Annotated in this window: 21 protein-coding genes; all 21 read right to left on the bottom strand. The window is 52.6% G+C overall.

Features of this window, described 5'->3' with window-relative positions; all coding sequences use genetic code 11:
• Positions 1-12 precede the first annotated feature (12 nt).
• The 21 genes from rplN to rplJ all read right to left on the bottom strand — a co-directional run bounded on the left by rplN (position 13) and on the right by rplJ (position 21,894).
• On the bottom strand, positions 13-381 hold the full coding sequence (gene rplN / locus CRO05_RS06170) for a 50S ribosomal protein L14 (RefSeq protein WP_097066252.1): 369 nt from the start codon (positions 379-381) through the stop codon (positions 13-15).
• A gap of 196 nt (positions 382-577) precedes the next feature.
• The gene (gene rpsQ / locus CRO05_RS06165; RefSeq protein WP_097066251.1) at positions 578-856 is read right to left on the bottom strand and encodes a 30S ribosomal protein S17; all 279 of its coding nucleotides are present in this window, start codon (positions 854-856) and stop codon (positions 578-580) included.
• Positions 853-1,053 (bottom strand): 50S ribosomal protein L29, encoded by a 201-nt coding sequence (gene rpmC / locus CRO05_RS06160; protein WP_097066250.1) that lies wholly within the window; start codon positions 1,051-1,053, stop codon positions 853-855. Before rpmC ends, rpsQ begins: the two co-directional genes overlap by 4 nt.
• 2 nt (positions 1,054-1,055) lie before the next feature.
• Positions 1,056-1,472 (bottom strand): 50S ribosomal protein L16, encoded by a 417-nt coding sequence (rplP, locus tag CRO05_RS06155; RefSeq protein ID WP_090882151.1) that lies wholly within the window; start codon positions 1,470-1,472, stop codon positions 1,056-1,058.
• Entirely contained in the window at positions 1,456-2,301 is an 846-nt protein-coding gene (rpsC, locus tag CRO05_RS06150; protein ID WP_097066249.1) for a 30S ribosomal protein S3, read from the bottom strand. The genes rplP and rpsC overlap by 17 nt, the downstream gene beginning before the upstream one ends.
• Positions 2,302-2,317: 16 nt before the next feature.
• Positions 2,318-2,665 (bottom strand): 50S ribosomal protein L22, encoded by a 348-nt coding sequence (gene rplV / locus CRO05_RS06145; RefSeq protein WP_025042203.1) that lies wholly within the window; start codon positions 2,663-2,665, stop codon positions 2,318-2,320.
• Positions 2,666-2,677: 12 nt separating this feature from the next.
• Positions 2,678-2,965 carry a 30S ribosomal protein S19 gene (gene rpsS / locus CRO05_RS06140; RefSeq protein ID WP_090882155.1) on the bottom strand — a complete coding sequence of 96 codons (288 nt, stop codon included), beginning with the start codon at positions 2,963-2,965 and terminating at the stop codon, positions 2,678-2,680.
• 6 nt (positions 2,966-2,971) lie between these two features.
• Positions 2,972-3,805 carry a 50S ribosomal protein L2 gene (rplB, locus tag CRO05_RS06135; RefSeq protein ID WP_097066248.1) on the bottom strand — a complete coding sequence of 278 codons (834 nt, stop codon included), beginning with the start codon at positions 3,803-3,805 and terminating at the stop codon, positions 2,972-2,974.
• Positions 3,805-4,140, bottom strand: coding sequence for a 50S ribosomal protein L23 (rplW, locus tag CRO05_RS06130; protein ID WP_097066247.1), 336 nt, complete (start codon positions 4,138-4,140; stop codon positions 3,805-3,807). The genes rplB and rplW overlap by 1 nt, the downstream gene beginning before the upstream one ends.
• Positions 4,137-4,757 (bottom strand): 50S ribosomal protein L4, encoded by a 621-nt coding sequence (gene rplD, locus CRO05_RS06125; protein ID WP_097066246.1) that lies wholly within the window; start codon positions 4,755-4,757, stop codon positions 4,137-4,139. Before rplD ends, rplW begins: the two co-directional genes overlap by 4 nt.
• The gene (gene rplC / locus CRO05_RS06120) at positions 4,757-5,470 is read right to left on the bottom strand and encodes a 50S ribosomal protein L3 (protein WP_097066245.1); all 714 of its coding nucleotides are present in this window, start codon (positions 5,468-5,470) and stop codon (positions 4,757-4,759) included. The genes rplD and rplC overlap by 1 nt, the downstream gene beginning before the upstream one ends.
• Before the next feature lie 121 nt (positions 5,471-5,591).
• Positions 5,592-5,900, bottom strand: coding sequence for a 30S ribosomal protein S10 (rpsJ, locus tag CRO05_RS06115; RefSeq protein ID WP_004180980.1), 309 nt, complete (start codon positions 5,898-5,900; stop codon positions 5,592-5,594).
• 90 nt (positions 5,901-5,990) lie between these two features.
• A complete protein-coding gene (tuf, locus tag CRO05_RS06110; protein WP_097066237.1) occupies positions 5,991-7,181 on the bottom strand; it encodes an elongation factor Tu in 1,191 nt (396 codons plus the stop codon).
• A 25-nt stretch (positions 7,182-7,206) separates the two neighbouring features.
• Positions 7,207-9,297 carry an elongation factor G gene (fusA, locus tag CRO05_RS06105; RefSeq protein ID WP_097066712.1) on the bottom strand — a complete coding sequence of 697 codons (2,091 nt, stop codon included), beginning with the start codon at positions 9,295-9,297 and terminating at the stop codon, positions 7,207-7,209.
• A gap of 116 nt (positions 9,298-9,413) precedes the next feature.
• Positions 9,414-9,884, bottom strand: coding sequence for a 30S ribosomal protein S7 (gene rpsG / locus CRO05_RS06100; protein WP_090882168.1), 471 nt, complete (start codon positions 9,882-9,884; stop codon positions 9,414-9,416).
• Between the two features lie 93 nt (positions 9,885-9,977).
• Positions 9,978-10,355: a 30S ribosomal protein S12 gene (rpsL, locus tag CRO05_RS06095; RefSeq protein ID WP_090882170.1), complete on the bottom strand. Its 378-nt coding sequence runs from the start codon at positions 10,353-10,355 to the stop codon at positions 9,978-9,980.
• Positions 10,356-10,866: 511 nt separating this feature from the next.
• Positions 10,867-12,279: an aspartate aminotransferase family protein gene (locus CRO05_RS06090; protein WP_097066244.1), complete on the bottom strand. Its 1,413-nt coding sequence runs from the start codon at positions 12,277-12,279 to the stop codon at positions 10,867-10,869.
• 81 nt (positions 12,280-12,360) lie between these two features.
• The gene (gene rpoC, locus CRO05_RS06085; RefSeq protein ID WP_097066243.1) at positions 12,361-16,590 is read right to left on the bottom strand and encodes a DNA-directed RNA polymerase subunit beta'; all 4,230 of its coding nucleotides are present in this window, start codon (positions 16,588-16,590) and stop codon (positions 12,361-12,363) included.
• A 98-nt stretch (positions 16,591-16,688) separates the two neighbouring features.
• Positions 16,689-20,762 carry a DNA-directed RNA polymerase subunit beta gene (gene rpoB, locus CRO05_RS06080; protein ID WP_097066242.1) on the bottom strand — a complete coding sequence of 1,358 codons (4,074 nt, stop codon included), beginning with the start codon at positions 20,760-20,762 and terminating at the stop codon, positions 16,689-16,691.
• 172 nt (positions 20,763-20,934) lie between these two features.
• Positions 20,935-21,315, bottom strand: coding sequence for a 50S ribosomal protein L7/L12 (gene rplL, locus CRO05_RS06075; RefSeq protein ID WP_097066241.1), 381 nt, complete (start codon positions 21,313-21,315; stop codon positions 20,935-20,937).
• Between the two features lie 54 nt (positions 21,316-21,369).
• Positions 21,370-21,894 (bottom strand): 50S ribosomal protein L10, encoded by a 525-nt coding sequence (gene rplJ, locus CRO05_RS06070; protein ID WP_097066711.1) that lies wholly within the window; start codon positions 21,892-21,894, stop codon positions 21,370-21,372.
• Positions 21,895-22,256: the final 362 nt, after the last annotated feature.

Raw genomic sequence — 22,256 nt, 5'->3', positions numbered from 1 at the left:
CTTATCGCATGCTTATAAAACTTCTGGCGCAAGCGAAACGATTTTCATGAAGCGTGCATTACGCAATTCACGCGTAACCGGACCAAAAATACGTGTGCCGATTGGCTCCAGCTTGGCGTTCAGTAGCACTGCGGCATTGCCGTCGAACTTGATCAATGAGCCATCGGCGCGCCGCACTCCTTTCGCGGTGCGGACCACCACGGCGTTGTATACTTCGCCTTTTTTAACCCGCCCCCGAGGCGCCACATCCTTGATGCTAACCTTTATAATATCGCCAATACCGGCATAACGCCGCTTGGAACCGCCCAATACTTTGATGCACATGATTGAACGCGCGCCAGTATTATCGGCGACTTGCAGAATCGATTGCATTTGGATCATTATTTACTCACTCTCTCCAACTTTTCCCGCCCAAGCCGAGGCGTGGATAGTATTGGAACCCGTCCGGGTTATGATGCCGCCAGAACCAGCAGGCCGCAAAAAATTAAAGTTCTGAAAAATGAAGAGGGCGAATTATAAGGTAACCTTGCAAAAAACGCAAGGTGGAAAAAATCTTCCAGTACCTATTTGCCACTGATCAGCTGACTTGACTGCCCTTCTCCACCAACTTGACTACGCGCCAGGCTTTTGTTTTAGAAAGAGGCCGGCATTCCTCAATTACCACCATATCTCCTGCATGAAACTCATTACTTTCGTCATGCACGTGATATTTTTTTGAACGAACCATAATCTTCCCGTAGAGCGGATGCTTGACTTTACGTTCGACTAAAACTGTAATGGTCTTATCCATTTTATCACTTACTACTTTTCCACTAAGAGTGGCGCTAACGGTGCGGCTTAAATTGGCTTCGCTCATGACTGCTTCGCCTTTTGGCTAAGGATGGTTTTTGCGCGCGCAATATCGCGCCGCACATTACGCAATTGAGAGGTGTTGCCTAACTGCTGGGTTGCGTGCTGCATGCGCAGGCCAAATTGCGCCCTCAAAAGTTCCAATAACTCCCGCTGCAGCTCCACTGGATTCTTGGTCCTCAGATCTTCGACTTTTGATTTCATAGTTAACCGCCCACCTGTCTTACAACGAATGTCGTCAGAATCGGCAGTTTGGAAGCGGCCAAACGAAAGGCCTGCCGTGCCAGCACCTCATCAACGCCGTCCATTTCATACAACATCTTGCCCGGCTGAATTTCTGCCACAAAGTACTCCGGATTCCCCTTGCCATTACCCATGCGGACCTCGGCCGGTTTATGAGAAATCGGCTTGTCGGGAAAAATGCGGATCCAGATACGACCGCCGCGTTTTATGTGCCGAGTCATCGCGCGCCGCGCGGCTTCAATCTGTCGAGCCGTTAGTCGGCCGCGGCCAACCGCCTTGAGTCCATACTCGCCGAAACTGACTTTGGCGCCACGGGTGGCAACACCCTTGTTACGCCCTTTTTGCTGTTTGCGGTACTTCGTTCTAGCTGGTTGCTGCATCTTTCACTCCTGGCTTTACTGTCTTTCTGGTTGCAGACTTGACGGAAGCGTCCTCAGCCGTGGTGTCAGGTTTCCTGGTTTTCGCTTCGGTTCTGGTATCAGCTCTTCCGGCAGGTTTTCTGGCTGGACGCCTACCTTCAGGCTCACCCGCAGGGGCCGGAACTTGCGTTGCTGACCCTGCTGCCCCTGCCTGCTCACCCCGACCTATTACTTCGCCCTTGAATACCCATACTTTAATTCCAATCACGCCATACGTGGTCTTGGCCTCGGAAACACCGTAATCAAGATCGGCACGCAAAGTATGAAGTGGTACACGGCCTTCTCGGTACCATTCCGTACGAGCGATTTCGATGCCGTTCAACCGTCCGGCGCTCATGATTTTGATACCTTGGGCACCCAGACGCATGGCATTCTGCATCGCCCGTTTCATGGCACGGCGAAACATGATACGTTTTTCCAGCTGCTGTGCAATGTTGTCCGCAATCAATTGCGCATCGATTTCCGGTTTACGGATTTCCTCGATATTGACATGTACCGGCACCCCCATGAGCTTTTGCAGCACGCCTCGCAAAACCTCTATGTCTTCACCTTTCTTGCCGATTACCACGCCGGGCCGGGAACTGTAAATGGTGATGCGCGCATTCTTGGAGGGCCGCTCAATAATCACGCGACCAACAGATGCATGCGCCAATTTCTTTTTCAGATATTCCCGAACCTTGATATCTTCGTTCAACATTCCAGGAAAGTTTTTTCCGTTGGCGTACCATTTGGATGACCAGTTCTTTAGTACAGAAAGCCGAAAACCTGTCGGATTTATTTTTTGTCCCATAATGCCTGGTACGTCCTTATTTTTTGTTGCCGGCTTTGTCGCCGACAGTAAGAAGAATATGACAAGTCGGCTTCACGATACGATTGCCCCGCCCTTTGGCTCGGGCGCTGGTACGCATCATCGAGGGTCCGCGATCCACATATATCGTCGATACCTTCAGTTCATCTATGTCGGCCCCATCATTATGTTCAGCATTCGCGATTGCCGATTCAAGCAGTTTACGAATGATGACGGCACCCTTTTTCGGACTGAACGCAAGCAGGTTGAGCGCTCGATCCACTGGCAGCCCCCGAATTTGATCCGCCACGAGACGTCCCTTTTGCTCGGATAATCTGACGCCGCGTAATACAGCAGTTGTTTGCATAATTGAATGTTCCTATTTCCTCGATCCCGTCGTAGCTTTCCTGTCGCCGGAATGCCCCTTGAAAGTACGGGTGTGTGAGAATTCTCCAAGCTTATGTCCCACCATGTTCTCGGTAACATATACTGGAATATGCTGCTTGCCATTGTGCACCGCGATAGTCAAACCAATAAAATCCGGTAGAACAGTTGAGCGTCGGGACCAGGTTTTGATCGGCCGCTTGTCGTTCGTTGCCCGCGCGGTTTCTACCTTGGCTATCAGGTGCAAGTCAACAAATGGGCCTTTTTTTACGGAACGTGCCATGACTCCTTATCCTTTATTTGAATAACGACGCCGTACGATCATACCGTCGGTACGTTTATTGGCGCGAGTACGGAAACCTTTCGCAGGCGTGCCCCAGGGGCTGACCGGATGACGCCCTGCAGCAGTTTTGCCCTCGCCACCGCCATGGGGATGGTCTACGGGATTCATCACCACGCCGCGTACTGTTGGGCGTATGCCGCGCCACCGCTGCGCACCTGCTTTACCGATCGATCGGAGATTATGCTCCTCGTTTCCGACCTCGCCCAAGGTGGCTCGGCAATTCACGTGTACCTTTCGAATCTCGCCCGAACGCAGACGGAGCTGAGCGTAATCGCCCTCCCGCGCAAGGAGCTGAACGGATGTGCCAGCTGAACGAGCCAGTTGTGCACCTTTGCCAGGCATCATTTCCACGCAGTGAATGGTGCTGCCTACCGGAATATTGCGTAACGGCAATGCGTTGCCGTTCTTGATGGGAGCATCCACGCCACTCATCAACTGCATGCCGGTAACAACACCGCTCGGCGCGATAATATATCGGCGCTCGCCATCAGCATAACAAAGTAACGCCAGATTAGCGCTACGGTTTGGATCATATTCCAGCCGCTCAACCCTGGCAACGATACCATCCTTGTTACGACGAAAATCCACAATGCGATAATGTTGCTTATGGCCGCCTCCCATATGGCGTGTAGTAATCTGGCCTTTATTGTTGCGCCCGGCGGTATGATTTTGCTTCTCCAACAGCCTGGCATAGGGCTCGCCTTTGTACAAACCCGAATTAACGACTTTGACTACCGCGCGACGGCCGGGAGAGGTTGGCTTGACTTTAACCAGTGCCATTACTTGACTTCTCCTTGAGCAATTTCAGAAAAATTTATTTCCTGGCCAGCCTTGATGCTGACGTACGCCTTCTTCCAATTGCTGCGGCGCCCCATAAAACGGCCAAAGCGTTTTTCCTTTCCCTTGACGTTCGCCACCTGCACGCTCTCCACCTCGATATTTTGAGCCTTCCACATCAACTCAACAGCTGCTTTGATTTCGGGCTTCGTGGCGTCTTGCGCCACACGGAAGATAACATGATTATGCTTTTCAGCTACATATGTCGCCTTTTCCGATACTTGAGGCGACAATATCACTTGCATCAGGCGTTCCGGGTTAAATGTTTGCGCACTCATGCAAGCAGTTCCTCCATTTTGGCCAATGCGCCGCGAGTTATCAGCACGTTGGCAAAGCGCATCAGGCTGACCGGATCAGCGTGACCAGCTTCCACTATCTTGACGAGCGGCAGGTTCCGCGAGGAAAAATAGAGATTCTCATCGATGCTATCAGTAATAACCATGACCTCATCCAATCCCATATCCTTCAATTTACTTGCCAGTGCCTTGGTCTTGGGCGCGCCCACGGTAAAATCTTCCACTACTGACATCCTGTTTTCACGGACCAGCTGAGACAAGATGGCGCCGATACCGGCTCGATACATCTTGCGATTGACCTTGTGACTAAAATTCTCTGTGGGACTGTTAGGAAAAATCTTGCCGCCGCCGCGCCATAATGGACTGGAGGCCATTCCGGAACGTGCACGGCCAGTACCTTTTTGGCGCCAGGGCTTGCGGGTGGATTTGGCGACATCCGAGCGTCCCTTTTGAGCGCGATTTGCGCTACGAGCATTGGCAAGATAAGCCGTCACCACCTGATGTACCAAAGCTTCGTTGTACTCGCGATCAAACAGGGAATCAGGAACAGAAACGCTTGCCGCTGTCTGACCGTTATTGTCGATGAGTTTAAGTTCCATTAGGCACCCACCTTCTTGCCTGATTTTGCGGCCGCTTTGGCGTCAATCTTAACAGCGGGCTTCGCACCGATCCTGCTGATCTTCAAACTCGGATTTACTACCACGTCTCCGCCTCTTGATCCCGGAATCGCACCCTTGATCAGTAACAAGCCACGCTCGGCATCAACCCGCAGCACTTCCAGATTCTGAGTAGTACGTTGTACGCTTCCGAGATGCCCGGACATGCGTTTTCCAGGAAATACACGACCTGGATCCTGCGCCATTCCGATCGAACCCGGAACATTGTGCGATCTTGAATTACCGTGACTGGCGCGGTTGGAGGAAAAGCCGTGGCGCTTGATCACGCCACTATAACCCTTCCCGATGGAAACGCCGGTCACATCCACTTTCTGTCCCACTTGGAATATCTCCAATCCTATCACTGCACCTGGTTTCAGGCTGTCGATCACCTCCGGGGTGACGCGGAATTCCTTGAGCACATGGCCCGCCTCTACCGCAGCCTTGGCAAAATGCCCTGCCGACGGTTTGTTAACGCGAATGGCGCGACGTTTTCCGAAAGTAACCTGAACTGCCGAGTAGCCGTCCGTGGCGGGCGTCTTGATTTGTGTAACGCGGTTGTTAGACACATCAAGCACCGTGACCGGTTGACTATCGCCGTCATCGGTGAAAATACGAGTCATGCCAACCTTGCGGCCGACGAGTCCTAAACTCATTTTAATTACCCTTTTTAAAAGGTGCCGATTGCAATTGACCGGCAAAATTTATATTCATCTTGAATCAGAAGTCCGAGTTATTCGTCGGGGGACGATTAACCGAAGACTAGACTTCAAAAACTCATAACTTTATTTCGACATCCACTCCGGCGGGCAGATCCAGCTTCATCAAGGCATCAACCGTCTTATCGGTGGGATCCATAATGTCCATTAGCCGTAGATGGGTTCGAATCTCGAATTGGTCGCGCGAAGTCTTGTTGACGTGGGGGGATCGAAGCACGTCAAAGCGCTCTATACGAGTCGGCAGGGGCACAGGCCCTTTGACTACGGCACCGGTCCGCTTGGCGGTTTCAACAATCTCCATTGCTGATTTGTCTATCAACCGGTAATCGAACGCTTTCAAACGAATACGTATTTTCTGGCTTTGCATAATCAAACCTAAGGTTGAGGATTCGGATTCCGAATTGACGATTCGATGCTGCTTGGCATTAAATCTTAAATCCTATCCTTGATCCTGTTGTTACTCGATAATCTTTGCCACTACGCCCGCGCCAACGGTTCTGCCGCCCTCGCGAATGGCAAAACGCAGACCTTCTTCCATCGCAATCGGCGCAATGAGGTTTACCGTCACCGAGACGTTGTCCCCCGGCATCACCATCTCGGTGCCAGCCGGCAGTTCAATCGCGCCCGTGACATCGGTGGTACGAAAGTAGAACTGGGGACGGTAGCCCTGGAAAAAAGGTGTATGACGACCCCCCTCTTCTTTGCCCAGCACGTAAATCTCGGCGGCAAACTTGGTATGCGGGGTGATGCTGCCCGGCTTGGACAGAACCTGGCCCCGTTCGACTTCTTCACGTTTGGTGCCGCGCAGCAATACGCCAACGTTGTCTCCGGCCTGTCCCTGATCCAGCAGCTTCCTGAACATTTCCACACCCGTGCAGACTGTCTTGATTGTAGGTTTCAAGCCTACTATCTCGATTTCTTCGCCCACTTTGACAACGCCGCGTTCCACCCGGCCGGTTACAACCGTGCCGCGCCCGGATATGGAGAAGACGTCTTCCACCGGCATCAGAAAGGTGCCGTCTATGGCACGCACCGGTTCCGGTATGTAGCTGTCCAGCGCATCCGCCAGTTTGTAGATGGAGGGCTCGCCTATGTCGCTCTGGTCGCCTTCCAGCGCCTTCAGGGCGGAACCGATGACAATGGGGGTGTCGTCGCCGGGAAAGTTGTATTTGGAGAGCAGTTCGCGCACTTCCATTTCCACCAGTTCCAGCAGTTCGGCGTCATCCACCATGTCGGCTTTGTTCATGTAGACGATGATGTAGGGCACGCCTACCTGGCGCGCCAGCAGTATGTGTTCGCGCGTCTGCGGCATCGGCCCGTCAGCAGACGATACCACCAGTATCGCGCCGTCCATTTGCGCTGCCCCCGTTATCATGTTCTTGACGTAGTCAGCGTGCCCCGGACAGTCAACGTGCGCATAGTGCCGGTTCGTCGTCTCATATTCAACGTGCGACGTGTTGATGGTGATGCCCCTTGCCTTCTCTTCCGGCGCAGAGTCAATCTGGGCATAACTCTTCGCCTCTCCTCCAAATTTCTTCGCCAATACCATCGTGATCGCCGCCGTCAATGTGGTCTTGCCATGATCCACATGCCCTATCGTCCCTACGTTCACGTGCGGCTTCGTCCGCTCAAATTTGCTCTTTGCCATGTCGATTCCTTTTACTTGATAACGGTTATTTCTTATTAATAATCGCTTCAGCTACGTTTTTTGGTGCTTCGGAATAATGCTTGAATTCCATGGTGTAAGTTGCGCGGCCTTGAGTCGCGGACCGTAGCGAAGTCGAGTAGCCAAACATCTCCGCCAACGGAACCTCAGCGCGTATCACCTTGAGGCCGGGCAAATCGTCCATGCCCTGAATCATGCCGCGACGGGACGATAAATCGCCTACCACATTACCCATAAAATCAGCCGGCGTTTCCACCTCCACTGCCATCATTGGCTCCAATAGCACCGGACTGGCCTTGCGCATGCCATCCTTGAAGGCAATCGAGGCAGCCATCTTGAAGGCATTCTCATTGGAATCGACATCATGATAAGAGCCATCGAACAGCGTAACTTTGACGTCTACTACCGGAAAGCCTGCCAACACCCCATTTGGAAGGGTCTCTTGCAGACCTTTTTCCACCGCAGGTATATATTCGCGCGGAACGGTTCCACCCTTGATTGCATCAACGAACTCGAAACCTTTACCCGCCTCATGTGGTTCCATCTTAAGCCAGACATGACCATATTGACCACGCCCGCCGGACTGCTTGATAAACTTGCCCTCGATCTCCACCTGTTTCTTGATAGCTTCACGATAGGCCACTTGCGGAGCGCCGACATTGGCTTCCACGCCAAACTCCCGCTTCATTCGATCTACAATAATTTCGAGATGCAGTTCCCCCATACCGGAAATGATAGTCTGTCCGGATTCCTCGTCGGTACGCACGCGGAAAGAGGGATCTTCCTGGGCCAGGCGATTCAACGCAATACCCATTTTTTCCTGGTCGACCTTGGTTTTCGGCTCTACCGCAACATGAATCACCGGCTCTGGAAATATCATCCGCTCCAGCGTGATGACTTCGCTGGGATCGCATAACGTATCGCCGGTAACCGCTTCCTTCAAACCTACCGCCGCCGCTATGTCCCCAGCGCGGACTTCCTTGATTTCCTCACGTTGGTTGGCATGCATTTGCAACAACCTGCCAATTCGCTCCTTTCGTCCTTTTATCGGGTTGTAGATCGTATCGCCTGAAGCCACCACTCCGGAGTAAACACGAAAAAAGATCAATTGGCCAACATAGGGATCAGTCGCTATTTTGAATGCCAAACCGGCGAACGGCTCTTCGTCCTTTGCATGACGCTCCGCGTGTTCGCCATTTTCTTTCTCTCCATTGATGGACTCGATATCCACGGGCGAAGGCAAGTAGTCCAGCACGGCATCCAGCATCGCTTGCACACCCTTATTCTTGAAAGCCGAGCCGCACAGCATGGGTACGATCTCGTTGCTGATAGTGCGGATGCGCAACCCGTGTTTAATGTCGGTTGCGGACAGATCTCCTTCTTCAAGATATCTGTTCATCAATTCTTCATTTGCCTCGGCGGCGGTTTCCACCATTTTTTCACGCCACTCCTTGGCCTTTTCAAGTAAGTCGGCGGGAATATCACGCTCCTCAAACCGCATCCCCTGGCTGGCCTCATCCCAGTAAATGGCCTTCATCTTGACGAGATCGACCACGCCCTCGAATTTATCTTCTGCACCGATCGGCAATTGCACGGGTATCGGCTGAGCTTTCAGACGGGATTGTATCTGCTCGTAAACGCGCATGAAATTGGCGCCGGCGCGGTCCATTTTATTGACAAAAGCCAGACGCGGAACTTTATACTTGTTGGCCTGCCGCCAGACCGTTTCGGTCTGAGGCTGTACTCCGCCAACCGCGCAGAATACCGTGCAAGCCCCGTCGAGAACACGCAGGGACCGCTCTACTTCAATCGTGAAGTCAACGTGACCCGGCGTGTCGATAATATTGATACGATGATCGGGATAATTATGGTCCATCCCTTTCCAGAAGCAAGTGGTAGCTGCGGAAGTGATCGTGATGCCGCGCTCCTGCTCTTGCTCCATCCAATCCATGGTAGCTGCGCCATCATGCACTTCGCCAAGCTTATGCGATACGCCGGTATAAAACAGTATGCGTTCCGTGGTCGTAGTTTTGCCGGCGTCGATATGCGCCATTACGCCGATATTCCGGTAACGCTCTATGGGTGTTTTCCTTGCCACAATCATTAAACCTTAAAATTTTAACAGTCGGGGGAGCTAAAAGCCCGAACGACTAAAGAAATGGTATTCTGGAAACTGCTCAGTCAGGAACCCGCATTGCCACAGTCCATGTGCCGTTAAAACCGGTAATGTGCAAATGCCTTATTGGCTTCCGCCATGCGGTGAACTTCTTCCCGCTTCTTGACCGCGCCGCCACGGCCCTCGGCTGCTTCCGCCAACTCGCCGGCCAAGCGGGCACCCATGGATTTTTCAGCGCGTTTACGGGCGGCATCGCGCAGCCAACGCATCGCGAGCGCATTACGCCGAATGGATCGTACCTCTACCGGGACCTGGTAGTTGGCCCCGCCAACACGACGACTTTTTACTTCCACCATGGGACGAACGTTGGATAGCGCCTGCGTAAATACGTCAACCGGGTCCTTGCCCGTTTTCTTCTGAATCTGATCCATCGCGCCGTAAATAATACGCTCCGCCACCGATTTTTTGCCCCGCGTCATCAGTACATTGACGAACTTCGCCACCTCGGTATTATGGTATTTTGGATCCGGCAAAATCTCGCGTTTTGGAACTTCTCTCCGTCTTGGCATTTTCTAACCTTGGCGTAATTATTGGGCGTAAGTGAAAAAGGTTTCAGTTTGATTTCTTCGGCATCAGACGATCATCAGGCGATCAAGCGGCGTTTAAGCCGATTTCGGCCTCTTGGCGCCGTATTTGGAGCGACTCTGCTTGCGATCCTTTACGCCAGCGGTATCCAGACTGCCTCGTACCGTGTGATAGCGAACGCCGGGCAAGTCTTTAACACGGCCGCCACGAATCAGGACTACCGAGTGCTCCTGCAGATTATGTCCCTCGCCACCAATATAACTGGATACTTCAAAACCATTCGTCAGACGAACCCGTGCGACTTTGCGTAAAGCCGAGTTGGGTTTTTTCGGCGTAGTGGTATAAACCCGGGTACATACTCCCCGCTTTTGGGGGCTGTTTCCCAACGCCGGAACCTTGCTCTTCACACGTCGTGCCGCACGAGGCTTACGTACTAACTGACTGATTGTCGGCATTTTATTTCCTAAAAAAACGGGGAATGGCAATATCGCTCCCCGCTGTCACTATCAATTTTACGATTTCCGCTACGCCAGGGAGCTTTAACCAGGGGCGGTTAAAAAACAGCGAATTCTATGGGGTTTATCATGCCCTGTCAAGTTAAAGTCATTCTTGAACTCCTGTCGAAAAAGCCCAAAAACGCCCGCTTCAAGCTGATTTCTCTGGCATTACGCGGCGCTTGCCTGACTTACTGACAAAGGCTGCTACAGAAGGGTCTCTAGCAAAACATTTAATTGTAATGCAACCATCGACAGCACGATAGCAATTAAAAGAGCCAACAATCGAGTCGATACGAGTAGCTACGGTAGCTACCAAAATAGCGGTATCCGACTATCCGACCAGGATCTTTTGGCAACGCAGTGCAGCTACCCCAAACATCCCGTACCACTCGTCGAGTAGACTCGGAACTTGCCTTCAGTTATTTTTGAATTGCGGGAAACTGCCCAGTGTAGTCACTATTCAACGACGTTAAATAGAGGCAGCGCGGACCTCCCGTCGCTTGGCAGTGAGTGCGTGGTTGCCCAGCTTCTTCAATACTTCCCAAGCCGGACCGGGAAACTTGTGCAACTTGACCAGCACGTCCTCAAGCGCTTCCAGGAACCAATCTACATCGGTTTCGCTGATATTCAGGGGTGGGAGGATCTTCACAATAGGCATGGCATGGCCTGCGACCTGCGTAAGGATATGATGATCATCCAGAAGCGGGAGAACAATTGCCTGAGCGAAAAGGTTTTCATCCATCTTGTTGACCATAGCCCAGGCCGCTCTGAGAGACATCGAATCCGGCTGGCCAAACTCAATGGCGATCATAAGGCCACGCTGGCGCACACCCTTCAAAAACTCGAAGCGCGGCACCATCGCCTCGATACCGTTTCGAAAGCGCGCACCAAGCTCGATGGCTCGTTCCATAAGCTTCTCGTCATCCAGGACACTTAGCGAAGCCAGACCGGCCGCCATCGCCATATTACCCATACCGAAAGTCGAGGCGTGGACAATAGCACGGTGCATGCTGTCGTAAACGCTGTCATAAACCGCACGGCGCGTAATGGTTGCGCCTACCGGAATGTAACCTCCGGAAAGGGCTTTCGAGAGACAGATGATGTCGGGTCGCAGGTCCTCAATCCAGTGGCTGGCCAGGAAACGTCCCGTCCGTCCCATGCCTGATTGAACTTCGTCGCAGATCATTAGCGTTCCGTATTTCCGGCACAGATCCTGCGCGCCCAGCAGGTACTCGTTACTTGCAATATTGACGCCTTTACCCTGGATCGGCTCAAAGACGAAGGCAGCGACATCACCTACGGCGAGACGCGCCTCAAGGCCGGCGAGGTCGCCAAGCTTCACCTCCGAACTGCCCGGAAGCATTGGTTCGAAACCTCTTCGAAAACTTGCTTCTCCATTCAGGGACAAGGCCCCCATCGTGAGACCATGGAAAGCTTTCGCAAGATGAGCGGTACAGGGCCGTCCGGTATAGCCACGGGCAAATTTGATAGCTGCCTCAATGGCTTCTGTTCCCGAGTTGCTGAAGTAAACAGTGTCCAGACCGGGCGACATGCGCGTTACCAATTCACGGGCCAGTACGGCGGCAAGCGGGGGGGCGTCGAAACCTACCCATCCCGGAAAATCGGAGTCCAGCACCTGTTGCAACGCGTGGCGAATGGCAGGATGGCGACGCCCGAAATTGAAGACCCCCCAGTTGGTCAGAAAATCCAGATAGCGCGTACCCGCCTCATCCCAGAGGTAAGGACCCTCGCCCCTTACCCAGGTGCGATTGAAACCAAGGGTCCTCAGTACCTTGACGAACACTGGATTCACATGATCTTCGTATAGCTCGAAGTTTTTGCCACGCGTCTCGGCAATTATGGCGTTGATATCAATAGGCATAATTTATCGTTCTTCCATCAGACGCCTGAATAACAGGCCACTTGCCTGGCATGACAATAGCGGATCCTATCCGACTAGTTGTTAGACCGTGTATCCGCTATTTCTCATTTCTCCGACATCCTCCTCGCCAAGTTCCTGATTCTCCGTGGTGATTGGCGACAGCCTCTGCTTCTTGCGGGTATTATGAAACGTCAGTCCGGTCCCTGCGGGGATGAGCCGTCCGACAATGACGTTTTCTTTCAGACCTCGCAGGTCGTCCTTCTTACCCATAATGGCCGCCTCGGTCAGCACTCGCGTGGTTTCCTGGAAAGAAGCTGCAGAAATGAACGAATCCGTGGAAAGCGAGGCTTTAGTAATACCAAGCAGCATGTATTCGTATGATGCTGGTTTTTTATCCTCGATAACCGCCTGTTCATTTTCTGCCAGCATATCCGCCCGCTCAACCTGCTCACCGGGAATGAAACGCGTATCGCCGGCATCCACAATTTGCACACGACGCAACATCTGACGTACGATGACTTCAATGTGCTTGTCGTTAATCTTGACCCCTTGCAGCCGATATACATCTTGCACCTCGTCAGTGATATAGCGTGCAAGCGCTTCCACCCCTAGCAAGCGGAGAATATCGTGCGGATCGGCTGGCCCATCGACAATGCTCTCTCCCTTGTTCACGACCTGGCCATCATGGGCGGTCACGTGCTTGTCTTTGGGAATCAGATATTCATGTGATACTCCGTCCAGATCGGTAATAACCAATCGTTGTTTACCTTTAGTATCTTTGCCGAAAGATACGATACCCGTGACTTCCGCCAACACCCCGGCATCCTTCGGAGACCGGGCTTCGAACAATTCCGCAACCCGAGGCAGGCCTCCGGTAATATCGCGGGTTTTCGAACTCTCCTGCGGAATACGTGCCAGCACTTCGCCTACATTCACCTGCTGCCCGTCCCGCACGGTGATAACCGACCCTATCTGAAAAGTGATACTGACTGATAAATTACTGCCCGCCAGACGCACTTCTTTGCCATCTTCATCCAGAAGCTTCACCATTGGACGCAGGCCTTTGGTTTGCACCACCCCGCGCCGCTTCGGATCAATTACGACAAGTGTGGACAGGCCAGTGACTTCGTCTATCTGCTTGGCTACGGTTACGCCCTCTTCCACGTTCTCAAAGCGAATCTTGCCGGCATATTCAGTAATGATGGGACGAGTATGCGGATCCCAGGCAGCAAGCACCTGGCCCGCCTTCACTGCTTCGCCGTCACGAATCAAAAGCGTTGCCCCGTAAGGCGCTTTGTGACGTTCACGTTCGCGGCCGTTATCGTCATGCACCACTACTTCGCCGCTTCGGGAAATTGCTATCAGCTCATTGCGCGCATTGGTGACATAACGCATGGTAGGCGAATAGCGGACAGTACCATTGGACTTGCTCTCGACCTGGCTTGCTACGGCCGTTCGAGATGCGGCGCCACCTATGTGGAACGTGCGCATGGTCAGCTGAGTACCAGGCTCGCCTATTGACTGAGCAGCAATCACACCCACGGCTTCGCCCACATTTACGGGGGTACCGCGTCCAAGGTCACGCCCGTAACATTTGGCACATAGTCCATAGCGAGTTTCACAGGTAAGCGGGGTACGCACCTTAACTTCATCAATGCCCAGCGCTTCAATGGTATCCACCGCACTCTCGTCGAGCAGCTCTCCCGCCGAATAGATTACCTCTTGATGCTCTGGGTGGATGATATCGTTGGCGCATACTCGACCAAGTATGCGTTCACGAAGCGCCTCAATCACTTCTCCGCCTTCGACAAGCGCCTTGATCACGGCGCCGTTACTGGTGCCGCAGTCATCCTGTGTCACCACAAGATCCTGCGTTACATCGACCAGGCGGCGAGTAAGGTAGCCGGAATTAGCAGTCTTTAGCGCCGTATCGGCCAGACCTTTACGCGCTCCATGCGTAGAAATAAAATACTGCAGGACGTTCAATCCCTCGCGGAAATTTGCCGTGATGGGCGTTTCTATGATTGAGCCATCAGGTTTGGCCATCAAGCCGCGCATACCCGCCAACTGGCGAATTTGAGCGGCAGAACCGCGTGCACCAGAGTCTGCCATCATGTAAATCGAATTGAAGGATTCCTGGGTCAGCGGCTTGCCTTTCTTGTCTTTTTGGGCTTCTCTGGTTATCGGGTCGAAAACCGGCTCAACGCCTAGCTGATCCATCATCGCCTTGGCGACCTGGTCGCCGGCTCGGCCCCATATATCCACCACCTTGTTGTAGCGTTCGCCTTGAGTCACAAGACCTGATGTGTACTGAACTTCAATCTCCTGCACTTCCTTCTCGGACGAACTGATAATATCGTCCTTCTGCACCGGCGTGAGCATATCGTCGAGGCAGATCGAGATGCCGGCACGAGTCGCGTAACTAAAGCCGGCATACATCAGTTTGTCGGCAAAGATTACTGTCTCGCGAAGTCCACAGCGACGGAAGCTCGCGTTAATGAGCTTGGAAATCTCCTTTTTCTTGAGCACCTTGTTAATAAGTGGAAAAGGCAGCCCGGCGGGAAGAATTTCAGACAGCAACGCTCGTCCCACCGTCGTATCATAACGGGTAACCTTTTCGCGGCGCTCGCCTTCCGCGTCCACATCATATTCCCTGATTCGCACTGTGATTCTGGCGTTCAGTTCAATGATGCGGCTCTCATAGGCTCGCGATACCTCGCTCATGTTGGCAAAAATCATACCCTCGCCGCGAGCATTGATTTTCTCCCGGGTAGTGTAGTACAGCCCTAACACGATATCCTGCGACGGCACGATGATAGGTTCGCCATTCGCAGGCGACAATACATTATTGGTCGACATCATGAGCGTGCGACATTCCATCTGCGCTTCCAGCGATAGCGGCACGTGTACCGCCATCTGATCACCGTCGAAGTCAGCATTGAACGCTGCGCATACCAGGGGATGCAATTGAATTGCCTTGCCTTCGATCAGGACCGGCTCAAACGCCTGAATGCCCAGCCTGTGCAGTGTAGGCGCTCGATTCAGCATCACAGGGTGTTCGCGAATGACATCTTCCAGTATGTCCCATACCACTGGCGTCTCGTTTTCCACCTCTCGCTTGGCCGCCTTTATGGTGCTGGCGATACCCATTATCTCGAGTTTGTTGAAGATAAATGGCTTGAACAGTTCTAATGCCATTTTCTTCGGCAAGCCGCACTGGTGCAGTTTAAGTTGTGGGCCCACCACAATTACCGATCGGCCGGAGTAGTCCACTCGCTTGCCCAGCAAGTTCTGGCGGAAACGTCCGCCCTTGCCCTTGATCATATCGGCAAGTGATTTCAGCGGCCGCTTGTTTGCGCCAGTCATGGCTTTGCCGCGACGCCCATTATCAAGCAACGAGTCCACCGCTTCCTGCAGCATGCGCTTCTCGTTGCGCACGATAATTTCCGGCGCCTTCAGCTCAAGCAGACGTTTCAGCCGGTTGTTGCGGTTTATGACGCGACGATACAAATCATTCAGATCGGACGTGGCGAAGCGTCCGCCATCCAGGGGTACCAGCGGACGCAACTCGGGCGGCAGTACAGGCAACACCGCCAAAACCATCCACTCCGGTTTGATGCCGGATTTGCTGAAAGCCTCCAGCACTTTCAAACGCTTGGAGATCTTCTTCATCTTCGTTTCGGAGCCGGTGGTTCCCATCTCGCGCCGGAGATTATCGATTTCAACACGAATGTTCAGGTTGCCCAACAAATCGCGTATGCCCTCCGCACCCATGCTGGCGCGAAAATCATCCCCGTATTCTTCTGTCTTGGCACGGTAGTCATCGTCGGTCAGCAACTGACACCGCTGGAGAGGGGTCATGCCCGGATCGGTTACCACATAGGCCTCGAAATAGAGCACGCGCTCTATATCACGCAGGGTCATATCCAGCACCATCCCCAAGCGCGATGGCAGCGATTTCAGAAACCAGATATGAGCCACCGGCGAAGCCAGTTCAATATGACCCATACGCTCGCGTCGAACCTTCGACAGCGTAACCTCAACCCCGCATTTTTCGCAGATCACGCCACGATGTTTCAACCGCTTATATTTTCCGCAAAGACACTCATAGTCCTTTACGGGGCCGAAGATTTTTGCGCAGAAAAGCCCATCCCGCTCCGGTTTGAAGGTACGGTAATTGATGGTTTCCGGCTTCTTCACCTCACCATAGGACCAGGAACGTATTTTCTCGGGAGAGGCCAGACCGATCTTGATCGAGTCGAACTCTTCTTTCTGGGTAACCTGTTTGAATAAATCAAGCAGTGCTTTCATTTGTCACTCCTGTTGATCAGGGGTCGATACAAAAAATTATCCGGTGAAAAAGCGGGGAAGAAAATATGTTTAATTGTTCGCACCTTTACATGAAATTACTAATGTCGATCCAAATCAATATCCATCGCCAGCGATCGGATTTCCTTCACCAGCACGTTGAATGATTCCGGCATACCTGCGTCAATTTTGTGATCGCCCTTGACAATGCTCTCATACACCTTGGTCCGGCCATTTACATCATCCGACTTGACCGTCAACATTTCCTGCAGGGTATAAGCGGCCCCATATGCTTCCAGTGCCCATACTTCCATTTCGCCAAAACGCTGACCACCGAATTGGGCCTTACCACCGAGCGGCTGCTGAGTTACCAGGCTATAGGGTCCGGTTGACCGTGCATGCATTTTATCGTCCACCAGATGATGCAGTTTCAGCACATGCATGTAGCCTACTGTAACCGAGCGGTCGAATGCCTCGCCTGTTCTGCCATCATAGAGGGTCACCTGCCCTGATCGAGGGAGACCGGCAAGTTCAAGCATATCCTTGATCTCCTGTTCGGTGGCACCGTCAAACACAGGGGTCGCGAAAGGAACGCCGTCCTTGAGATTTTCCGCCAGATCCAGAACCTCCGCGTCGGTAAGGGATGCAATATCCTCCGGCTTGCCGCTGGTGTTATAGATCTTCTCAAACAGATCCCGGATCTCGACCGTTTGACTGCCGGCACGAAGCATATCGCCGATTTTTCGTCCCAAGCCTTTTGCCGCCCATCCAAGATGGGTTTCCAGAATTTGGCCCACATTCATGCGTGAGGGCACGCCCAGGGGATTCAGCACCACATCAACCGGCGTGCCGTCGGCCATGTAAGGCATGTCTTCCACCGGTACAATTTTGGAAATAACGCCTTTATTGCCGTGACGCCCTGCCATTTTGTCTCCAGGCTGTAGACGCCGCTTTACCGCAACATAAACCTTGACCATTTTCTGCACACCGGGCGGCAACTCATCGCCTTGGGTAAGTTTCTTTTTCTTCTCTTCAAACGCCTCGTCAAACGCCCTGCGTTTCTGTGCCAGACCTTCCTCGATCTGTTCGAGCTGCAAGCTCGTCTCCTCATCGGAAAGCCGGATATCAAACCAGTGGTGCGGATCAACACTATCCAGATATTCCTTGGTGATGGGTGCGCCCTTGACGAGTTTCTTTGGTCCGCCAGTTGCAACCTTACCCTTGAGCAAACGCTCAATACGCACGAATGCGTCAGCTTCCACGATCCGCATCTGGTCAGCCAGATCTTTCTTGTATCGCTTCAGTTCATCCTCTATGATCTGCTGGGCGCGTTTGTCACGCTCTATACCTTCTCGAGTAAAAACCTGCACGTCTATTACTGTTCCCGAGATGCCTGACGGCACACGCAGTGAAGTATCTTTTACATCGGAAGCCTTCTCGCCAAAAATTGCGCGCAGCAGCTTTTCTTCAGGCGTCAGCTGGGTTTCCCCTTTAGGCGTGACCTTTCCTACCAGCACATCGCCGGCTTCCACTTCGGCGCCAATGTGAACGATGCCGGATGCGTCCAGGCGTCCGAGCTGCACTTCGGACAGATTCGAAATATCTCCCGTAATTTCTTCCGTTCCCAATTTGGTGTCACGGCTCACTACCGATAGTTCTTCGATATGGATGGACGTGAAACGGTCATCGGCAACAATACGTTCGGAGATGAGAATCGAATCCTCGAAGTTGAAACCGTTCCATGGCATAAATGCCACTAACATGTTTTGCCCCAGAGCCAGTTCACCCTGATCCGTGGAGGCGCCATCCGCTACCACGTCGCCGCGGGCAATGACGTCCCCCACTTTCACCAGTGGCCGCTGGTTGATATTGGTATTCTGGTTTGAACGGGTGTATTTAGTCAGGTTGTATATGTCTACGCCTACTTCCCCGGCCCGCGTTTCAATATCATGAACCCGCACTACGATACGGCTGGAATCTACATAGTCCACCGCGCCGCCCCGCACCGCCTTTACCGCAGTTCCGGAATCTACAGCTACTACCCGTTCGATACCCGTGCCGACCAGAGGCTTCTCCGCACGAAGGCAGGGAACCGCCTGCCGCTGCATGTTAGAGCCCATCAGCGCGCGATTGGCATCATCGTGTTCGAGAAATGGAATAAGTGAGGCGGCCACCGATACAATCTGCGCAGGCGCCACGTCCATATATTCGATGCGGTCGGGTGTCGCCAGGGTAAATTCGTTTTTATGACGACAGGAAACGATGTCATTGGTAAATCTGGCATCGCTGTCCAGTTCCGCGTTTGCCTGGGCAATCACATACTGACCTTCCTCAATAGCGGAGAGATAGTCAATTTCATCCGTTACACTGCCGTTTTTTACCTTGCGGTAGGGCGTTTCCATGAAGCCATATTCATTGGTCCGAGCATACAACGCCAGAGAGTTGATCAAACCAATGTTCGGGCCTTCGGGCGTTTCGATCGGACATACCCGGCCATAATGGGTGGGATGTACATCGCGCACCTCGAACCCTGCCCGTTCGCGTGTCAGCCCACCTGGCCCCAGCGCGGACACACGGCGTTTGTGAGTAATTTCCGAAAGCGGATTAGTCTGATCCATGAATTGCGACAACTGGCTGGAACCAAAAAACTCCCGCACTGCCGCCGATACCGGTTTTGCATTAATCAGGTCATGCGGCATCAGGTTGTCCGACTCCGCCTGACTGAGCCGTTCTTTCACCGCTCTTTCAACCCGCACCAAGCCAGAGCGGAACTGGTTTTCCGCCAGTTCGCCAACCGAACGGACGCGACGATTACCCAGGTGATCGATATCGTCTATCTCGCCGCGGCCATTGCGCAGTTCGACCAGAATCTTGATCACAGCAATAATGTCCTCATTCGACAATGTGGTGGACCCGTCCAGTTCGGTCCTGCCCACGCGGCGATTAAACTTCATGCGGCCCACTACTGAAAGATCGTAGCGTTCGGGCGCATAAAATAGTCCGTTGAACAATGCTTTGACTGCCTCCTCGGTAGGCGGTTCACCAGGACGCATCATGCGGTAGATGGCAACCTGCGCAGCCATCTGGTCGGTAGTCTCGTCTATTCTCAGTGTTTGCGAGATGTATGCGCCCTGATCAAGATCGTTTGTATAAATGGTGTGAATCTGTTCTATATTCGACTCGTGCAGTTTGGCGAGCAGAACCTCCGTAATCTCATCGTTGGCAAGTGCGAGAACTTCACCTGTTTCCTTATCCACCACGTTATGACCCAACACCCGCCCCAGCAGAAAATCTTCCGAGACCGCAAGCTTATCTATGCCCGCCTGCTGCATTTCCCGGACATGCTTGACAGTTATGCGTTTGTCTTTCTGGACGATAACTTTACCGCTTTTGGAGACGATATCGAAGCGGGCGGTATCGCCACGCAGCCGTTCCGGTATCAGTTCAAACAGAATACCTTTCTGAGACAGATGGAAGGCATCAAACGAAAAGAAACCTTCCAGAATTTGCTCCGGCGTATAGCCTATTGCTTTCAGCAATACAGTAATCGGCATTTTCCGGCGCCGGTCGACGCGGAAATAGAGATAGTCCTTGGGGTCGAATTCAAAATCAAGCCAGGAACCGCGGTAAGGGATAATGCGCGCGGAAAAAAGCAATTTACCGGAGGAATGTGTTTTACCCCTGTCATGCTCGAAAAATACACCGGGTGAGCGGTGCAGTTGAGACACAATCACGCGCTCGGTACCATTTATAACGAATGAACCTGTGTTGGTCATGAGCGGAATCTCGCCCATGTAAACTTCCTGCTCCTTCACCTCCCTCACGGTCGGCTTGGAAGCTTCCTTATCCATGATCGTCAACCGCACTTTTGCGCGCAACGGAGAAGCATATGTCAGGCCGCGCTGCTGGCATTCCTTGACATCGAATGGGGGCGAGCCAAGCACATAATTGACAAAGTCGAGACGAGCATTCTTGGAGTGGCTCTCAATCGGAAAAATCGACATAAACGCCGCCTGCAATCCCTCAGTGGCGCGATGGTCAGGCTCGACTTGAGCTTGCAGGAAAGCTGCGTAAGATTCGATTTGAGTAGCGAGAAGAAAGGGGATCGGCAAAACGCTGGCGCGCTTTGCGAAACTCTTACGAATACGTTTTTTCTCGGTAAACGAATAGCTCATGGAATCTCTCCGGGAGGTCAGAAGACAGATGGACAGAAAATTGGAGCAGAGTACCTGATTTTAGCTACCGTGCTGAGTGTTCTGCCGCACATAAAATGCGGGAATTCAAACGTTAAAAAAGCCAGAACCGACGGCGTTTTTCACGCCGTCAGCTGGTCTCATTGCTTTATTTCTATTTAATCTCGGCAGTTGCACCGGCTTCAGCCAGTTGTTTCTGAATGGCTTCAGCATCAGCCTTGGCGATGCCTTCCTTGACCGCTTTGGGTGCGCCGTCCACCAGATCTTTCGCCTCTTTCAGGCCCAATCCGGTAACGGCCCGCACCACCTTGATCACATTAACCTTGCTGTCGCCCACCGCTGTGAGCATGACGGTAAATTCAGTTTGCTCTTCCGCCGGAGCAGCAGCAGCACCGGCCGCGGGCGATGCCGTCGCGACAGCGGCGGCGGCAGCCGAAACGCCGAATTTTTCTTCCATTTCCTTGATCAGCTGGGAAAGTTCCAGCACGGTCATATTTGCAATCGATTCCAAAATTTCTGCTTTGGCTACAGCCATGATTTTCTCCTGATAATTAATTGTGTTACGGTTTCGAAGTCATTCGAAACCGGATTAAACGGCTTCTTTCTGATCGCGAATGGCAGCAAGGCCGCGGACAAAACGAGTTGGGACTTCGTTGAGTGTCCGAACAAAGCTGGCGACAGGCGCCTGCATCGTACCTAGCAGCTTTGCAAGCAGCTCGTCGCGGCTTGGAAGGGAAGCCAGGTTCGCGACATCCTTGCTTGACATGACCAGATTGGCCATGGCGCCAGCTTTGATTACCAGCTTGTCGTTGCTTCGGGAAAACTCGTGCAGCACTTTTGCCGCCGCGACTGGATCACTTCCTATGCCATAAGCCAAGGGTCCCACCATATGCTCGGAGAGACCGGAAAATGGCGTGTCCGTCACAGCCCGGCGGGCAAGCGAGTTTTTTAGCACCCGGAAATATATTCCCGATTGACGTGCTTTGGCACGCAACTGGGTCATATGCCCGACTCCAAGCCCACGGTACTCAGCAATGATGATGGCCTGGGCCTTCGCCACTTGAGCACTCACGTCAGCGACTACCGCTTTTTTCTCTTCTAAATTTAGACTCAAGGCACGTTCTCCATCAGTTAAAATGCGACGCTGAGCTACGGTATCGTAGGTATTGAGAAGCTGATAAAATGGAACTTCGCTCAAAACCTCGCAACCGGACTCAGTACCGCGAACCGGCGACCTTAAATCAGGAGTTAAATCTTTTCCTGTTTCTTGGGCACGCCATCTGCGCAGGGCGCTAGAGATGTTGGAAAGCAAAAGCGAAGCTGATAAAACGCATCGCTCATGTTTTCTCCATTTCAATTTGCAATTAAGTTATCAGTAATGACTTCCAATTCAGCCAATAAACCGGTTACGGCTTATCGCCCTTGGTTTGCCATTACATAACAACCCCAGCGGTCTTTGATAACCCATCGGATTAA

The organism is Nitrosovibrio sp. Nv4, from assembly GCF_900215485.1.
Taxonomy (GTDB): Bacteria; Pseudomonadota; Gammaproteobacteria; order Burkholderiales; family Nitrosomonadaceae; genus Nitrosospira.
This window is presented reverse-complemented; position numbering and strand designations above follow the sequence as displayed.